A 16,594-nucleotide genomic window follows, 5' to 3' on the forward strand; every position below is an offset into this window, starting at 1 on the left:
AGCGTGCATTCCCCCCTGCAGGCGCAGGTCGTCCAGTGGGTGGCCGCGACCGGCGACTTCGTGCGCGAAGGCGACCTGCTGGTCGTGCTGGAGGCGATGAAGATGGAGCACGAAGTGCGAAGCCCCGTGGCGGGGACGCTCGGCCAGACGCTGTTCGCGAACGGCGAGCAGGTGCGCGAAGGCGATGTGCTCGCGGTGGTGGAGCCCGCGGGGCGGGGGGCGGCGAGCGATGCCCCCACCCCGGCTCTCCCCCCGAGGGGGACGGAGCCCGAGACTGCTCCCGCCCCCTCCGGGGAAGAGCCGGGGTGGGGGCATCCGCGCGGCGACCTCCAGCGCGCCATCGACCGGCACTCGCTCACGCAGGATGAAGCCCGCCCCGATGCCGTCGCCAAGCGCCATGCCCTCGGCCTGCGCACCGCGCGAGAGAACATCGCCGGCCTGTGCGACCGCGACTCCTTCGTCGAGTACGGCGCGCTCGCCCACGCCGCGCAGCGCGGCCGCCGAACCCTGGAGGACCTCATCCGCAACACGCCGGCCGACGGCATGGTGACGGGCATCGGCAGCATCGAGGGCCATCGCGCCGTCGTGATGGCCTACGACGCGACCGTGCTCGCGGGCACGCAGGGCTTTCGCAACCACGCGAAGACCGACCGCATGCTGGAAATCGCGTTGCGCAACAAGCTGCCCGTGGTGCTCTTCGCCGAGGGCGGCGGCGGGCGGCCGGGCGATACCGACATGCCGGTGGTTGCGGGGCTGCACGTCACGACCTTCGCCTCGTTCGCACGGCTCAACGGCCGGGTGCCGGTGCTCGGCATCGTCGCGGGCCGCTGCTTCGCGGGCAACGCCGCGCTCCTCGGCTGCTGCGACACGATCGTCGCCACGCGCGCGAGCAACATCGGCATGGGCGGACCGGCCATGGTGGAAGGCGGCGGCCTCGGCGTCTACCAGCCCGAAGAGATCGGACCGAGCCGCGTGCAGCATGCGAACGGCGTGATCGACATCCTGGTCGATGACGAGGCGCAGGCCGTGCGCGAGGCCAAGCGCTATCTGTCGTACTTCCGCGGCGCGGCGCGCGAATTCGCATCGCCGGATTCGCGCGCCTTGCGCGACGTCGTGCCGGAAAACCGGCTTCGCGTCTACGACAGCCGTTTCGCCATCGCGGGCATTGCGGATGAGAAGAGCGTGCTCGAACTGCGCACGGGTTTCGGCCGCGGCATCCACACCGCGCTCGCCCGCATCGAGGGCCGCCCCGTCGGCATCCTCGCGAACAATCCGCTGCACCTGGGCGGCGCGATCGATGCCGACGCCGCGGACAAGGCCGCGCGTTTCATGCAACTGTGCAACGCGCACGGGCTGCCGCTCGTGAGCCTCGTGGACACACCGGGCTTCATGGTCGGCCCGAACATCGAGGAAGCCGCGCAGGTGCGCCACGTGAGCCGCATGTTCATCGCCGCCGCGCATTTGCGCGTGCCGTTTTTCGCGGTCGTCCTGCGCAAGGGCTATGGCCTGGGCGCGATGGCGATGACGGCGGGCGGCTTCCATTCGCCGGACGGCATCGCCGCGTGGCCGACCGGCGAGTTCGGGGCGATGGGGCTGGAAGGCGCGGTGCGGCTCGGCTACCGCAAGGAACTCGAGGCCGCGGCCGAAGGCCCCGAGCGGGACGCCCTCTTCGATGCGCTCGTGGCGAAGCAATACGAGAACGGCGAGGCACTCAACATGGCCGCGACGCTGGAGATCGATGCGGTGATCGATCCGGCGCAGACGCGCGAGTGGCTGTCTCGCGGGCTCGCTTCCGCGCAGGTACGCCCCGCGAGCGGCCTGTCGATCGACAGCTGGTGATCGGGCCGCGAGACGCCCAGCGCTATCGCAGCAGCGCCACCGCGCCGGAGAAGGTGAGAAAGGACACCGCCGTCGTGAGCAGGATGATGCGCGCGATGCGGCCGGTGTCCGCGCCGAAGCGCTCGGCCAGCAGCGACACGTTGCTCGCACTCGGAAGTGCGGCGACGAGCACCATGACGGTGAGCGTGAAGCGTTCCAGCGGCACCCCCGCGGCACGCGCGAGCGTGCCGGCACCGAACACCAGCAGCGGATGCACGAGCAGCTTCGCGGCCGCCACCGGCACGAAATCGCGCGCGGCGGTGGGCGCGTGTTCCTGCTGCGCGGCGAGGAACTGCGAACGCGCGAGCACGGCGCCGATGGTGAAGAGGGCCACCGGCGACGCCGAGTCGCCGAGCAGGCCGATCGTGTTCATGATCGGCCCGAGCGGCTGCAGGCCGAGCGCGGAGGAGAGCGCGCCCAGCACGATGGCCCAGGGCATCGGGTTGATCGCCATCCCCCGCAGCGCTTTCTTCGCCGCGGCCGCGGCGCCGTGTTCGCCGGCCGCATCGAGCCGCGACAACGCGATGCACAGCGAACTCGTGACGAGGAGATCCACGAGGATCGTGAGGATGGCGGGACCCGCGGCCTTCGCGCCGAGCAGCGCCACGAGCAGCGGCACGCCCATGAAGCCCGTGTTGGGGAATGCGGCCACGAGCGCGCCGAACGCGGCGTCGTTCCAGCGAATCCGCTCGTTCATGCTGAATTTCACGGTGGCGGCCACCATGAGCAACGCGCACGCGAGATACACCACGAGCGCCGACGCATCGAGCAGCTTCGCCACGGGCGTGCCCGCGCCGAAGCGATAGAGCATGCACGGCAGCGCGAAATAGAGCACGAAGGCGTTGAGCCCGCCGATCGCCTCGATCGGCAGCATGCGATGCCGCGCCGCGACGTAGCCCGCGAGCACGAGCGCGAAGAAGGGGAACGTGACGCGCAGGATGTCAAGCACGGGGGAATTGTCTCAGCTCGCTATGATTGCGCGCGATGTCCGGCCTGAATCTCGCACAACAAGAAGCAGTCAATCACATGCACGGGCCCTGCCTCGTGCTCGCGGGGGCCGGAAGCGGCAAGACGCGCGTGATCACGCACAAGATCGCCCGGCTGATCCAGTCCGGGCTGGAGGCGAAGCGCATCGCGGCGATCACCTTCACGAACAAGGCCGCCGCCGAAATGCGCGAACGCGCGAAGTCGCTCGTGGGCCGGCCGGCGAAGGAAGTGATGATCTGCACCTTCCACGCGCTCGGCGTGCGCCTCTTGCGCCAGGAAGGCGCGTCGCTCGGCCTGAAGCCGCAGTTCTCCATTCTCGACACCGACGACGTCACCTCGATCCTGAAGGATGCGGGCGGCACGACGGATGCCGCCACCGCCCGCCAGTGGCAGTGGGCGATCTCGCTGTGGAAGAACATGGGGCTCGATGCCGCCGAGGCCGAAGCGCAGGCGAAGGACGACAACGAACGCGTGACGGCGCGCATCATGGCGCGCTACGAAGAGCGGCTTTCGGCCTATCAGAGCGTGGACTTCGACGACCTGATCGGGTTGCCGCTGAAGCTGCTGCGCGATCACGCGGACGTGCGCGAGCGCTGGCAGCAGCTCCTCGGCCACGTGCTCGTCGACGAGTACCAGGACACCAACGCCACGCAGTACGAACTCCTGAAACTGCTCGTGGGCGAACGCGGCCGCTTCACCGCGGTCGGCGACGACGACCAGTCGATCTACGGCTGGCGCGGCGCGACGCTCGACAACCTGCGCAAGCTTCCCGAGGATTGGCCCGCGCTCAAGGTCGTGAAGCTGGAGCAGAACTACCGCTCCACCGGCGCGATCCTGCGAGCCGCGAACAACGTGATCCAGCCGAACCCGAAACTCTTTCCGAAAACGCTGTTCTCCGAACTCGGCGAGGGCGAGCCCGTGCGCATCGTCGACTGCGACAACGAGGAACACGAGGCCGAACGGCTCGTCTCGCGCATCCAGTCGATCCGCGCCAACGGCATGGGCAAGGATTGGAAGGACTTCGCCGTGCTCTATCGCGCGAACCACCAGGCGAGAGTCTTCGAGCAGGCGCTGCGCAAGGCGCAGATTCCGTACAAGGTCTCCGGCGGGCAGAGCTTCTTCGACCGCGCGGAGATTCGCGACCTCTGCGCCTGGCTGCGCCTGTGGGTCAACAACGACGACGATCCGGCCTTCCTGCGCGCCGTGACGACGCCCAAGCGGGGCATCGGCCACCAGACGCTGCAGTCGCTCGGCACGTTCGCCTCCAGGTACAAGCTCTCTCTCTTCGAGGCGCTGTTCTCGTCGTCGCTCGGCTCGGCATTGAGCGCGCGCGCGGTGGGGAGCCTGCACGAGTTCGGGCGCTACGTGAACGACCTTCAGTTCCGCGCGCGCCACACGCTCGGCGCGGAAGACGCGCGGACTTTCCTGAACGACTGGCTGAAGGAAATCGGCTACGAGAAACATCTCTACGACGGCGAGGAAAGCGAGAAGCTCGCCGCCGCGCGCTGGACGAACGTGATGGAGTTCTGCGACTGGATGGCGCAGCGCTGCGGCGGCCAGATCGACGACACCGCGGGCGTGACGCTCGCGAGCGAGAAGAAGAACCTGCTGGAAGTCGCGCAGACGATCTCGCTGCTTTCCACGATCAGCGAACGCGAACAGGATCAGAACGTGGTGACGCTCTCCACGCTGCACGCGGCCAAGGGACTCGAATGGCCGCACGTGGTGCTCGCCGGCTGCGTGGAGGGCATGCTGCCGTTCAAGCCGGAAGACGAGGGCGGCAAGGTGGTGGACCCCTCGATCGCGCAGCGCCTGCAGGAAGAGCGGCGTCTCATGTACGTGGGCATCACGCGCGCGCAGCGGTCGCTTGCCGTGAGCTGGACGAAGCGGCGCAAGAAGGGACGCGAGATGGTGGCGGCGCAGCCGAGCCGCTTCATCGCCGAGATGTCGCTCGACAAGGCGACGACGAAGGAGGATCCGCGGGAGAAGCTGAAGGCGCTGCGGGCGGAATTCGCCCGCAAGTCGGGGGCCGCGGCCACGTCGCCCTAGGCAGGCGCTGCGGATTCGAAGTCCGCCCGCGCCAGGTCACGAACGCCTGCGCGCACGCACGAACGCGGAATCATACGTTCGTCTTTGCCCGCAATCGAAGGGGAACGCGCCCGATCCGCGGTGTTACTTATCAGGTAATCGCCGAACGGGCGCTGGAGCAATTCGAGATGCAATCAGCAAAGACTTCCCACCGCCTGCCGAGCGCCGATTCACCGGAGGATCGCGATGCGCAGATGAGGCGCGACCACAAGCGAGCGAATCCGGGCGATGACACCCGCGGCATGAGCGCGACCCAGATGGTGCCCCGCGCAGCTGGATCGGACGCGACGCTGCGAATGGCGGAAGGCAGCTACACGACCGTGTTCGACGGATTCGACGAACACGAACAGGTCTACGCAAAGTACAAGGCACTCGCGGATGAAGCGTCGCGGCTCGATTCGGCACCGTGGTGGGATCGTGCCGCCGCCGCCGCACACAAGCGTGTTTCCAGTCAGTTGCACGATACCGCGCGGCAGTTGGATGCGATCGAGCAAGCCCTGCGCCCGGCGGTGCGAGCCGACATCCAGCGCATGCGTCCTCGCGTCCCGGTGACTTCCCGGGACGGCTCGACCGGGACACGGTCGGCCGCCGCAAAGCCTGGCAACGATGGCCCTGACTCGCACTACGGGAAGTTCGTCTCGCCGAGACCATCGCGATTGAGACATGAGATTTCCGATGCATTCAAGCGGAATGGAATTCCCGAGCGCTCGTGGCTCGCGAGGGCGCAAAAGCTCATCGATGGATTTTCGGACTCCCAGCCGTGCGGCAAGTCGTTCTTCGATGCCATCGACAAACACGAAGACCTCTACAAGGAGTATGGTGTTCTCATGCCCGAGCGCGAGGCACTTCATGCGCAATTGAAACGCCTGGAGCAAAGTCGCGGCTCATCGGCTTCCTCCGCGGAATGGGCCGACCTGCAAAGCCGCCTTGCGATCCTGTCCGTGAGGCTCAAGTCCATCAACGGAGAGATGGATGAGATCGAGGGGCGTTGGAAGATCGAGATTTCCGAGATGCTGCGGTTCATTCGGCCACGGCAGAACGGGGCGCCTTCGGCCGTGATGCCAGCCCCCACCGACCCGCATCGGGACGCCGTCGCGCAGGCTTCATGGTCGGATGAGTGCGCGTCTCATCCCGAGTCCGTGCACACGGTGCAGGAGGCCCCCGCACTCCCCGCGGTCCCTTCGATGAAGTCCGCCCCCGAGGAAGATCGGCAGCAGGGGGCAGCCCCCGAAGCTCACGCTCCCAAGCAACCGGGCAAATCGGCGGCAGCGGTCCGCGCCGAAGGACGAGACATCGTCGTCATCCATCATTGCAAGGATCACCCCAAGGGGCGCGTCATCCGCGGCGGATGACCGCATGCGGAGTCTTACAACCGCAACTCGTACTCCACCGTGACCGGCGCGTGATCCGAGAAGCGCTGCCTGCGATAGATCGATTCCTTGCGCGCGAGTGACGCGACGTTCGGCGTGGCGAGGTGATAGTCGAGCCGCCACCCCACGTTGTTCGCATAGGCCTGGCCGCGATTGCTCCACCACGTGTAGCAGGCTTCCGTCGACTCGGGCTGCAGGTGCCGGTAGACGTCGACCAGGCCGGTCTCCGACATGAGCTTCGTCATCCACGCGCGCTCCTCGGGCAGGAAGCCGCTGTTCTTGCGGTTGCCGCGCCAGTTCTTCAGGTCCTGCTCCTTGTGCGCGATGTTCACGTCGCCGCACAGGATGAATTCGCGCTTCTTCTTCAGCGCGGCAAGGTAGGGATCGAACTCGTCGAGAAAGCGGAACTTCGCGGCCTGCCGCTCTTCGCCGGAAGAGCCGCTCGGAAAGTAGCAGCTGATGATGGAGAGCTTGCGTTTCGGCGAATCGAAGCGCAGTTCGACGTAGCGGCCCTCCAGGTCGAACTCCTTGGAGCCGAAGCCCGCGATCACGTCGCTCGGCTCGTGCTTCGTGAAAGCGGCCACGCCCGAATAGCCCTTCTTCTGCGCGTAGTGAAAGTGGCCTCTGAGGCCGGCGAGCGCGTCGTACTTGCCTTCGACGTCGGCCGCCTGGGCCTTGACTTCCTGCACGCAAATACAATCCGGCTTGGTCTTTGCAAGCCAGCCTTCCACGCCTTTGCCGGCTGCCGAGCGGATGCCGTTGAGGTTCAGGCTGGTCAGTTTGAAGAAAGAAGATGTTCCCATGGTGACTGATGCGGGCCAGGACGCGCTGGCGCAGGAATTCGTGCAGTTCGCGGTCGATGCGGGGGTGCTCGCGTTCGGCGAGTTCACGACCAAGGCCGGACGCGCGAGCCCCTACTTCTTCAACGCCGGCCTGTTCGACGACGGCGCCAAACTGGGCCGGCTCGCGCAATTCTATGCACGCCGCATCCTCGGCTCGGGCATCGAGTTCGACATGCTGTTCGGCCCGGCCTACAAGGGCATCGCGCTCGCGGCCGCGGTGGCGATCGAACTGGCGCGCGCCGGGCGCAACGTGCCCTACGCCTACAACCGCAAGGAAGCCAAGGACCATGGCGAGGGCGGCACGCTCGTCGGCGCGCCGGTGCGCGGCCGCGTCCTGATCGTGGACGACGTCATTTCGGCGGGCACCGCCACCCGCGAATCCATCGCGCTGATCCGCGCCGCCGGGGCAACGCCGCAGGGCGTGGCGATCGCGCTGGACCGCCAGGAGAAGGCGACCGAGAACGGACATGACGTGGATCATTCCGCCGTGCAATATGTGAGAGAGCGCCTCGGCTTGCATGTTTGCGCGATTGCACGGCTTGCCGATTTGCTCCACTATCTGCGTGAGCGTCCCGGCGACACCCTCGGGGCGCACTACGAACGGGTACTCGCCTACCGGGAACGCTACGGGGTCGACTGAAGAAGGAAGGAAAGAAGGCTGCCGTGACGCAGGCCAGGCACATCGCTGCATTGGCATGTCTGCTCGCCTCGGGCGCGCAGGATGGCGCATGGGCGCAAGCCGGCATCTACACTTGCATCGACGCGAAGGGCCACCGGCTGACGTCGGACCGGCCGATCGTCGAATGCATCGATCGCGAGCAAAAGGAGCTCACTCCGACCGGCACCGTGAAGCGCGTGCTCAAGCCCACGCTCAGCGCCGAGGAGCAGGCGATGGAGGACGAGAAGAATCGCAAGCTCGCCGAGGAACGGGCGCATGAAGCCGACGAGCGCAAGCGCGACCGCGCGATGATGTCGCGCTATCCCGACAAGGCTTCGCACGACAAGGAACGATCCGACGCGCTGGCCGCGGTGCAGGAGGTGATTGCCGCGGCGAACAAGCGCATCGCGGAGCTGGAGGATCAGCGCAGGAAGCTCGAATCCGAAACGGAGTTCTACCACGGCGACCCGGCGAAGATGCCACCGATCCTGAAGCGCCAGATCGACCAGAACCAGCAGACGCTCGAGGCGCAAAGGCGCTTCATCTCCAACCAGGAAATGGAAAAGCAGCGCGTGAACCAGCGCTTCGACGAGGAACTCGCGAAGCTGCAGCGCCTCTGGGCCGAGCAGAAGGCCGCGGCGGCGGCGCGGGCGGCGAAGACTCCTTAGGGAGCCCGCGGGGCCCGCCCCTTACGGCATGCCCAGCTTCCTGCGCAGCAGCTCGCCCACCTGCTGCGGATTCGCCTTGCCCTTGGTCGCCTTCATCGCCTGGCCCACGAGCGCGTTGAACGCCTTGTCCTTGCCGGCGCGAACCTGCTCCACGTTCGCGGCGTTGCTGGCGATCACGTCATCGACGATCTTCTCCAGCTCGCCGCTGTCGGACATCTGCTTCAGGCCCTTCGCCTCGATGATCGCATCGACGTCCGAACCCTCACCCGTCCACAACGCGTCGAAGACCTGCCTCGCGGCGTTGTTGGAGACGGTGCCGTCGTGGATGCGCCCGAGAAGCGCGGCAAGCATCTGCGGCTGCACGGGCGCGGCTTCGATGCCGATCTCCTGGGCGTTCAGCCGCCGGGACACCTCGCCCATGATCCAGTTGCTCGCGAGCTTCGCCTGCCCGCTCGCCTTCGCGGCCGCTTCGAAGTACGCCCCCATCGCCTTGCTCTGCGTGAGCGTCGTCGCGTCGTACTCCGGCAGGCCGTAGTCCTTCACGAAGCGCGAGGCCATCGCACGCGGCAGCTCGGGCATTTCGCTGCGCACGACGTCCACCCACGAGTCGGGGATCACGAGCGGCGGCAGATCCGGATCGGGAAAATAGCGGTAGTCCGCCGCGTCTTCCTTCGTGCGCATCGCGCGCGTCTCGCCGGTGCCGGGATCGAAGAGCACCGTCGCCTGCTCGATCGCGCGGCCATCTTCCAGCTCCCCGATCTGCCAGCGGACTTCGTAGTCGATCGCCTGCTGCATGAACTTGAAGCTGTTGAGGTTCTTGATCTCGCGGCGCGTGCCGAGCGGCTCGCCGGGCTTGCGCACCGACACGTTCGCATCGCACCGGAACGACCCTTCCTGCATGTTGCCGTCGCAGATGCCGATCCAGGTGACGATCTTGTGCAGCTCCTTCGCGTACGCCACCGCCTCGTCGGACGAACGCATGTCGGGCTCGGTCACGATCTCCAGCAGCGGCGTGCCCGCGCGGTTCAGGTCGATGCCGGAAAGCCCGACGAAGTCCTCGTGCAGCGACTTGCCCGCGTCTTCCTCGAGGTGCGCGCGCACGAGGCGCACGGTCTTTTTCTCGTCGCCGAGGAAGAACGCGATTTCGCCGCCCTGCACCACCGGAATCTCGTACTGGCTGATCTGGTAGCCCTTGGGCAAGTCCGGGTAAAAATAATTCTTGCGCGCGAAGATCGAGCGCGGCGCGATGCGCGCGCCTATCGCGAGCCCGAAGCGGATCGCGCGTTCGACCGCGCCCTTGTTCATCACCGGCAGCGTGCCGGGCAGCGCGAGGTCCACCGCGCAGGCCTGGGTGTTCGGCTCGGCGCCGAACGCGGTGGCGGCGCGCGAGAAGATCTTCGAATGCGTCGAAAGTTGCGTATGCGTCTCGAAGCCGATCACGACTTCCCAGCCGTGGACCAACCGGCTGCTGCTCGCGCCGGCCTTCACAGCGCGCCCTCCGGCTTGCGAAGGTGAAAGTCGGTCGCCTGCTGAAACCTGTGCGCGGCATTCAGGAGTTTCGCTTCGCCGAAGTAGTTGCCGAGCAACTGCATGCCCACAGGCATGCCCGCCGCGCCGAAACCACAGGGGATGCTCATGCCCGGCAGCCCCGCGAGCGAGCCGGGCAGCGTGAAGATGTCGGCGAGGTAGTCGGCAAGCGGATCGCTGCCATGCGCGCCCAGGTGCCACGCGACGCTCGGCGCGACCGGCCCCGCGATCACGTCGCATTCCTTGAATGCCTGCTGGAAATCGTCGGCGATCATGCGGCGAATCTTCTGCGCCTGCAGGTAGTACGCGTCGTAGTAGCCATGCGAGAGCACGTAGGTGCCGATCATGATGCGGCGCTTCACTTCGTCGCCGAAGCCTTGCGCTCGCGTCTTCTTGTACATGTCGAGGAGATCGACGTAGTCCTTCGCGCGATGCCCGTACTTCACGCCGTCGAAACGCGCGAGGTTGGAACTGGCTTCCGCCGGGGCGATGATGTAGTACACGGGGATCGCAAGCTGCGTGCGCGGCAGCGTCACGTCCACGATCTTCGCGCCCAGCTTCACGAATTGCTCGAGCGCCTCCTCGATCGCGCGGCGCACGTCGTCGCCCAGGCCCTCGCCGAAGAATTCCTTCGGCAAGCCGATGCGAAGGCCCTCGATGGACTCGTCGAGCTTGCGCGTGAAGTCCTCGGGGGGCATGTCGAGGGACGTCGAGTCGCGATCCGGGTCGGGACCGCACATCGCCGACAGCAGCAGCGCGCAGTCTTCCGCGCTGCGCGCCATCGGGCCCGCCTGGTCGAGCGAGGACGCGAACGCGATCATCCCGTAGCGCGACGCGCGGCCGTACGTGGGCTTGATGCCCGTCACGCCGCAAAACGATGCGGGCTGGCGGATCGAGCCGCCTGTGTCGGTGCCCGTCGACGCGGGCACGATGCGCGCGGCCACGGCCACCGCGCTGCCGCCCGAAGACCCACCCGGAACCCGCGACACGTCCCACGGATTCTTCACGGGCCGATAGGCGGAATTCTCGTTCGACGAGCCCATCGCGAACTCGTCGCAGTTGACTTTGCCGACGGTGACCATCCCGGCCTGCGCGAGCTTCGCGACCACCGTCGCGTCGAAAGGCGAGCGATAGTCCTGAAGCATCTTCGAGCCGGCCGTGCTCGCGAACGCCTTCGTGACGAAGATGTCCTTGTGCGCGACCGGGATGCCGGCGAGCAGCGAGTCGTCGCCCGCGGCGATGCGCTCGTCGGCGGCCTGCGCTTGGCGCAGCGTCTCGAGCGTGTCGGTGGCGAGGAAGGCCCCCAGCTTGCCGTGCTCCTCGATGCGGTCCATGCTGTGCTGCGCGAGCTCCACGGCGGAGACCACCTTGGTGCGCAGCTTGCGAGCGAGCTCGGTGATCGAAAGGTCGTGCAATGCGGTCATCGAGCCCCCACGCTTGTCACTGCGTGTACTGCGCTGCCCCCCGAGGGGGCCTTCGCATCTTGAAGCGGCTCTGCGATGCTCATTCAATGACCTTCGGCACAAGAAACAGCCCGCGCTCCACCGCGGGCGCGCTTTGCTGGTTGGCTTCGCGCTGGTTCGTCTCGCTCACGGCGTCTTCGCGCAGGCGCAGGTGAACGTCCATGAGCGCGGCCACGGGATGGGTGAGGGGCTCCACGCCCTTCGTGTCCACCGCGCGCATCTGCTCGACGATGTCGAAGAAGCCGTTGATCTGGGCGAGGAGCCGCTCGCGCTCGAGCGGCTTCAGTTCGAGCCGGGCGAGGTGAGCGATCCGCTCGATGTCTTCGGAGTTGAGGGACATGAGGTGTAAAAGCTCGCTTCGGACTCGACAGGAGCCCGGTTACGACGAGGGGATCGGGTATTATCCCGCCTTTGGTGTGACGGCCCCGCGCGGGGCCGCTTTCACAGAAGAAGACGAGGATTTCCCCCCATGTTCGGAGCTTTCCGACGCTATTTCTCGACCGATCTGGCGATCGACCTCGGCACCGCCAACACCCTGATCTACGTGCGCGACAAGGGCATCGTGCTCGACGAGCCTTCGGTCGTCGCCATCCGTCACGAGGGCGGGCCGCAAGGCAAGAAGACGATCCAGGCCGTCGGCCGCGAAGCCAAGGCCATGCTCGGCAAGGTGCCCGGCAACATCGAAGCCATCCGCCCGATGAAAGACGGCGTGATCGCCGACTTCACCGTCACCGAGCAGATGCTCAAGCAGTTCATCAAGATGGTCCATCCGCGCTCGGTGCTCAAGCCGAGCCCACGGATCATCATCTGCGTGCCCTGCGGCTCCACCCAGGTGGAGCGCCGCGCGATCCGCGAATCCGCGCTCGGCGCGGGCGCGAGCGAGGTGTACCTGATCGAGGAGCCGATGGCCGCGGCGATCGGCGCGGGCCTGCCCGTGTCCGAAGCGTCCGGCTCGATGGTCGTCGACATCGGCGGCGGCACGACCGAAGTGGGCGTGATCTCGCTCGGCGGCATGGTCTACAAGGGCAGCGTGCGCGTGGGCGGCGACAAGTTCGACGAGGCCATCATCAGCTACATCCGCCGCAACTACGGCATGCTGATCGGCGAGCCCACCGCCGAGAGCATCAAAAAGCAGATCGGCTCCGCCTTCCCCGGCAGCGAAGTGAAGGAGATGGAGGTGAAGGGCCGCAACCTCTCCGAGGGCGTGCCGCGCTCCTTCACGATCTCCTCCAACGAAATCCTCGAAGCGCTCACCGATCCGCTCAACAACATCGTCTCGGCCGTGAAGAACGCGCTGGAGCAGACGCCTCCGGAGCTGGGCGCCGACATCGCCGAGCGCGGGATGATGCTCACCGGCGGCGGCGCGCTGCTGCGCGACCTCGACCGTCTTCTCGCCGAGGAGACCGGCTTGCCGGTGCTGGTCGCCGAGGACCCGCTCACGTGCGTGGTGCGCGGCTGCGGGATCGCGCTGGAGCGGATGGAGCGGCTGGGGTCGATCTTCACGAGCGAGTGACGCCAAGGCTCCCTCTCCCGCAAGCGGGAGAGGGAGCAAAATCGCAAGATGCCTCTCGGCACCCTCGACCGCACGCCGCCCCCCTTCTTCAAGCAGGGCCCCTCGGCACTGTCCAAGCTGATGGTGTGCAGCGCGCTCGCGCTCTTTCTCATGGTGGCCGATGCGCGGTTTCGCATCACGCAGCCGCTGCGCGCGGCAGTCGCGACGGTGCTCTACCCCGTGCAATGGGTCGCGATGCGGCCGGTGTTCGCCGCGCGTATCGCATCCGACTACTTCGAGGCCCTCTCTTCCGCGCAGGCCCGCGAACAGGAAGCGCGCAAGCGTCTTGCCGAACAGTCGCTGCGCGCCGTGCAGACGCAGCAGCTCGCGCTCGAAAACCAGCAGCTGCGCAAACTGCTGGGCTTGCGCGAGCGCATCACGACGCCCAGCCAGGCGGCCGAGGTGCTCTACGAGGCGGCCGATCCGTACACGCGCAAGGTGATCATCGACAAGGGGCTCACCTCGGGCGTGGTCGCGGGCTCGCCGGTGATCGACGAGTCGGGCGTGCTCGGGCAGGTGACGCGCGTGGACCCGCTCGTGAGCGAGGTGACGCTCGTCACCGACCGCGACCAGGCGATCCCCGTTCTCAACACGCGCACCGGCTCGCGCGGCGTCGCCTATGGCGACCCGCACGAAGGCGGGCTCGAGCTGCGCTACATGGCCGCCAATGCCGACGTGCAGGCGGGAGACCTCCTCACCACGAGCGGCGTGGACGCCGTGTACCCGGCCGGCATTCCGATCGCGAAAGTGGTGAAGGTCGAAAAGCGCCCCGACTCCGCTTTCGCGCACATCGTCTGCCGGCCCGAGGGCGCGGTGGACAGCGCGCGGCACGTGATGGTGGTGAAGCCGATCTCTTCGCAGTTGCCGCCCCGTCCGGCGGCGCCGGAGGACGCGACGGCCGCCGCGAGGAAGGAAAAGGGCTTGCGCAAATGAATTTCCCGCTCGTTGCGGCCAGCTCCCGGAGGCCCCGATGATCATGCGCCCGGGCCAGCCGCTGCTGCTGCCGGCCAACCCCTTCTTCATCTGGTTCAGCCTGCTCGCGGCGCTTCTCATCAACATGCTGCCGCTCGGGCGAATCCCCTGGCGGCCGGACGTCGTGGCCGTCGTGCTCGTGTTCTGGAGCGTGCACCAGCCGCTGCGCATCGGCATCAGCACGGCCTTCCTGTTCGGTCTTGCGATGGACGTGCACCAGGCCGCGCTCCTCGGGCAGCACGCGCTCGCATACACCGCCCTCACGTATTTCGCGATCACGATCCACCGCCGCCTGCTCTGGTTCAAGGTGCCTTCGCAGGCGGTGCAGGTGCTGCCGCTCTTCGCGGCATCGCACGCCATCGAGCTCGCGCTGCGCATGGTGGCCGGCGGCGCCTTTCCGGGCCCGCAGATCGTCCTGGCTCCCGTGATCGAGGCCATCCTGTGGCCGATCGTCACGATCGTCCTGCTCGCGCCTCAGCGCAGGGCGCCCGATCCGGACGAGAATAGACCGCTGTGACCGAGCTGCGCAACGTCGAGCAGGATCTCTCGCGTTTTCGCGCGCGGGTGCTCGCGGCCAGCCTCGCGGTGCTGGTGTGCTTCCTGCTTCTTGTTTCGCGCCTCGTGTGGCTGCAGGTGTTTCGCCATCAGGAATTCGCCGAGCAGGCGGAGAACAACCGGATCGCGATCGTGCCGATCGTGCCCAACCGCGGCCTCATCCTCGACCGCAACGGCATCGTGCTCGCGAGCAACTATTCGGCGTACACGCTGGAGATCACGCCCTCGCGCGTGGACCGGGCTCTGGACACGGTGGTCGACGACCTGGAGAAGGTGATCGAGATCACGCCGCGCGACCGCCGCCGCTTCAAGAAGCTGCTGGAAGAAAGCAAGAGCGTCGACTCGATTCCCGTGCGCACCAAGCTCACGGATGAGGAAGTCGCCAAGTTCGCGGCGCAGCGCTTCCGCTTCCCGGGCGTGGACATCAAGGCGCGCCTGTTTCGCAGCTACCCGTGGGGCGAGCTCGCGAGCCACGTGATCGGCTACATCGGCCGCATCAACCAGGCCGAGAAGGAGCAGATCGAGGAGTGGCCCGAGGACGAGCAGGCCAACTACCGCGGCACCGAATACATCGGCAAGCTCGGCGTCGAGGCGAGCTTCGAGTCGACGCTGCACGGCGTGACGGGCGTGGAGCAGGTGGAAACCTCCGCCGGGGGGCGCGCCGTGCGCCGGCTCGGCTCGAGCCCGGCCACGCCCGGCAACACGGTGAAGCTGTCGATCGACATCAAGCTGCAAAAGCTGATCGAGGACCTCTACGGCGACCGGCGCGGCGCGCTCGTCGCCATCGCGCCCAAGACGGGCGAGATCCTCGCTTTCGTGAGCAAGCCCACGTTCGATCCGAACCTCTTCGTGGACGGCATCGACACGGAAAACTGGCAGGCGCTCAACGAGTCGATCGACAAGCCGCTGCTCAACCGCGCATTGCGCGGCACCTACCCCCCCGGCTCGACGTACAAGCCGTACATGGCGCTGATCGCGCTCGAGACGGGCAAGCGCACGCCGCAGCAGACGATCAACGATCCGGGCTACTTCTGGTTCGGCAACCACCAGTTTCGCGACGACAAGGTGGGCGGCCACGGCGTGGTCGACATGTACAAGTCGATCGTGGCGTCGTGCGACACCTACTACTTCATGCTCGCCAACGACCTGGGCGTGGACACGATTCACGATTACATGGACAAGTTCGGTTTCGGCGAGCTGACCGGCATCGACATCGCGGGCGAATCGAAGGGGCTGCTGCCGTCCACGGCGTGGAAGCGCGCCGCGTATCGCAAGCCCGAGCAGCAGAAGTGGTATGCGGGCGAGACGATCTCGCTTGGCATCGGCCAGGGCTACAACAACTTCACCATCCTGCAGCTCGCAAGCGCCGTGTCGATGCTCGCGCACGACGGCGTGCGGATGAAGCCGCACCTCGTGAGCGACATCACCGACATCACGACGAAGGAAAACCGCCACATCGAGCCGCAGGTGATTTCCAAGCTCGACGTGAAGCCCGAAAACCTCGCCTTCGTGAAGAAGGCGATGGTGGGCGTGAACGTGGAGGGCACGTCGGCTTCCGCATTCAAGGGCGCACCCTATTCGAGCGGCGGCAAGACCGGCACGGCGCAGGTGGTGGGCATCGCGCAGGGCAGCAAGTACAACGCGTCGCAGGTGGACGAGCGGCATCGCGACCACGCGCTCTTCATCGCGTACGCGCCCGCGGACGATCCGAAGATCGCGGTGGCGCTCGTGGTGGAGAACGCGGGCTTCGGCGCCGCGAACGCCGCGCCGATCGCGCGGCGCGCGATCGACTACTGGCTGCTCGGCCAGTATCCGAGCGAGGAAGACATCGCGGCCGTGCAGAAGGGCCAGGCGACGGCGCCGATCGGCACGCCGCGCAACGCGAGCGACGTGCCGCTCGCGCCGAAAGGCGGCCCGGGCGGCGCGACGGGCGTGCCCGCGCTGCCGGCTTCGGCGGCGGCGGTGGCGGCGGTGGCGGCGGTGGAAAGCGCTGCGAGGCCCATGGCGCAGACCCGGTGACTGGCTGCACAATTC

General features: G+C 67.1%; 14 protein-coding genes. 9 read left to right on the forward strand and 5 right to left on the reverse strand.

Annotation, left to right across the window (positions count from 1 at the left end; all coding sequences use genetic code 11):
- Positions 1-3: 3 nt before the first annotated feature.
- Entirely contained in the window at positions 4-1,839 is a 1,836-nt protein-coding gene (locus VHA82_RS09020; RefSeq protein ID WP_325543091.1) for a carboxyl transferase domain-containing protein, read from the forward strand.
- A gap of 22 nt (positions 1,840-1,861) precedes the next feature.
- Here the strand turns inward: VHA82_RS09020 and VHA82_RS09025 are convergent, their stop codons facing one another.
- Positions 1,862-2,827 (reverse strand): AEC family transporter, encoded by a 966-nt coding sequence (locus VHA82_RS09025; protein WP_325542666.1) that lies wholly within the window; start codon positions 2,825-2,827, stop codon positions 1,862-1,864.
- Positions 2,828-2,862: 35 nt separating this feature from the next.
- Between VHA82_RS09025 and VHA82_RS09030 the strand changes: the two genes are divergently transcribed.
- Together VHA82_RS09030 and VHA82_RS09035 are read left to right on the forward strand one after the other, a co-directional pair.
- The gene (locus VHA82_RS09030; protein WP_325542668.1) at positions 2,863-4,914 is read left to right on the forward strand and encodes an ATP-dependent helicase; all 2,052 of its coding nucleotides are present in this window, start codon (positions 2,863-2,865) and stop codon (positions 4,912-4,914) included.
- Between the two features lie 167 nt (positions 4,915-5,081).
- Positions 5,082-6,305: a hypothetical protein gene (locus VHA82_RS09035; RefSeq protein ID WP_325542670.1), complete on the forward strand. Its 1,224-nt coding sequence runs from the start codon at positions 5,082-5,084 to the stop codon at positions 6,303-6,305.
- A 14-nt stretch (positions 6,306-6,319) separates the two neighbouring features.
- Here VHA82_RS09035 and VHA82_RS09040 read toward each other — a convergent pair whose 3' ends face one another.
- A complete protein-coding gene (locus VHA82_RS09040; RefSeq protein WP_325542672.1) occupies positions 6,320-7,126 on the reverse strand; it encodes an exodeoxyribonuclease III in 807 nt (268 codons plus the stop codon).
- On the opposite strand from VHA82_RS09040, the gene pyrE reads away from it, so the two are divergent.
- Positions 7,125-7,805, forward strand: coding sequence for an orotate phosphoribosyltransferase (pyrE, locus tag VHA82_RS09045; protein ID WP_325543094.1), 681 nt, complete (start codon positions 7,125-7,127; stop codon positions 7,803-7,805). The two genes, VHA82_RS09040 and pyrE, sit on opposite strands and share 2 nt — an antisense overlap.
- Before the next feature lie 23 nt (positions 7,806-7,828).
- On the forward strand, positions 7,829-8,491 hold the full coding sequence (locus VHA82_RS09050) for a DUF4124 domain-containing protein (protein ID WP_325542674.1): 663 nt from the start codon (positions 7,829-7,831) through the stop codon (positions 8,489-8,491).
- A 21-nt stretch (positions 8,492-8,512) separates the two neighbouring features.
- Here the strand turns inward: VHA82_RS09050 and gatB are convergent, their stop codons facing one another.
- The 3 genes from gatB to gatC form a co-directional block, all read right to left on the reverse strand.
- The gene (gene gatB / locus VHA82_RS09055; RefSeq protein ID WP_325542676.1) at positions 8,513-9,979 is read right to left on the reverse strand and encodes an Asp-tRNA(Asn)/Glu-tRNA(Gln) amidotransferase subunit GatB; all 1,467 of its coding nucleotides are present in this window, start codon (positions 9,977-9,979) and stop codon (positions 8,513-8,515) included.
- Positions 9,976-11,442, reverse strand: coding sequence for an Asp-tRNA(Asn)/Glu-tRNA(Gln) amidotransferase subunit GatA (gatA, locus tag VHA82_RS09060; RefSeq protein WP_325542678.1), 1,467 nt, complete (start codon positions 11,440-11,442; stop codon positions 9,976-9,978). The genes gatB and gatA overlap by 4 nt, the downstream gene beginning before the upstream one ends.
- A 79-nt stretch (positions 11,443-11,521) precedes the next feature.
- On the reverse strand, positions 11,522-11,821 hold the full coding sequence (gene gatC / locus VHA82_RS09065; protein ID WP_325542680.1) for an Asp-tRNA(Asn)/Glu-tRNA(Gln) amidotransferase subunit GatC: 300 nt from the start codon (positions 11,819-11,821) through the stop codon (positions 11,522-11,524).
- Positions 11,822-11,950: 129 nt separating this feature from the next.
- Between gatC and VHA82_RS09070 the strand changes: the two genes are divergently transcribed.
- The 4 genes from VHA82_RS09070 to mrdA are packed head-to-tail and all read left to right on the forward strand — an operon-like array spanning position 11,951 to position 16,579.
- Entirely contained in the window at positions 11,951-12,994 is a 1,044-nt protein-coding gene (locus VHA82_RS09070; protein ID WP_325542683.1) for a rod shape-determining protein, read from the forward strand.
- Between the two features lie 48 nt (positions 12,995-13,042).
- Positions 13,043-13,966 carry a rod shape-determining protein MreC gene (mreC, locus tag VHA82_RS09075; RefSeq protein ID WP_325542685.1) on the forward strand — a complete coding sequence of 308 codons (924 nt, stop codon included), beginning with the start codon at positions 13,043-13,045 and terminating at the stop codon, positions 13,964-13,966.
- Between the two features lie 37 nt (positions 13,967-14,003).
- The gene (gene mreD / locus VHA82_RS09080) at positions 14,004-14,522 is read left to right on the forward strand and encodes a rod shape-determining protein MreD (protein ID WP_325542687.1); all 519 of its coding nucleotides are present in this window, start codon (positions 14,004-14,006) and stop codon (positions 14,520-14,522) included.
- Positions 14,519-16,579: a penicillin-binding protein 2 gene (gene mrdA / locus VHA82_RS09085; protein WP_325542689.1), complete on the forward strand. Its 2,061-nt coding sequence runs from the start codon at positions 14,519-14,521 to the stop codon at positions 16,577-16,579. Before mreD ends, mrdA begins: the two co-directional genes overlap by 4 nt.
- Positions 16,580-16,594: the final 15 nt, after the last annotated feature.

Source organism: Ramlibacter sp., assembly GCF_035548915.1.
Lineage (GTDB): Bacteria > Pseudomonadota > Gammaproteobacteria > Burkholderiales > Burkholderiaceae_C > Ramlibacter.

What these genes read in the sequence shown, in the direction of transcription:
- VHA82_RS09030 (WP_325542668.1), top strand. Translation starts at nt 2,863, where the DNA reads ATGTCCGGCCTGAATCTCGCACAACAAGAAGCAGTCAATCACATGCAC.
- VHA82_RS09035 (WP_325542670.1), top strand. Translation starts at nt 5,082, where the DNA reads ATGCAATCAGCAAAGACTTCCCACCGCCTGCCGAGCGCCGATTCACCG.
- pyrE (WP_325543094.1), top strand. Translation starts at nt 7,125, where the DNA reads ATGGTGACTGATGCGGGCCAGGACGCGCTGGCGCAGGAATTCGTGCAG.
- VHA82_RS09040 (WP_325542672.1), bottom strand. Translation starts at nt 7,126, where the DNA reads ATGGGAACATCTTCTTTCTTCAAACTGACCAGCCTGAACCTCAACGGC.
- gatA (WP_325542678.1), bottom strand. Translation starts at nt 11,442, where the DNA reads ATGACCGCATTGCACGACCTTTCGATCACCGAGCTCGCTCGCAAGCTG.
- gatC (WP_325542680.1), bottom strand. Translation starts at nt 11,821, where the DNA reads ATGTCCCTCAACTCCGAAGACATCGAGCGGATCGCTCACCTCGCCCGG.
- VHA82_RS09070 (WP_325542683.1), top strand. Translation starts at nt 11,951, where the DNA reads ATGTTCGGAGCTTTCCGACGCTATTTCTCGACCGATCTGGCGATCGAC.
- mreC (WP_325542685.1), top strand. Translation starts at nt 13,043, where the DNA reads ATGCCTCTCGGCACCCTCGACCGCACGCCGCCCCCCTTCTTCAAGCAG.
- mreD (WP_325542687.1), top strand. Translation starts at nt 14,004, where the DNA reads ATGATCATGCGCCCGGGCCAGCCGCTGCTGCTGCCGGCCAACCCCTTC.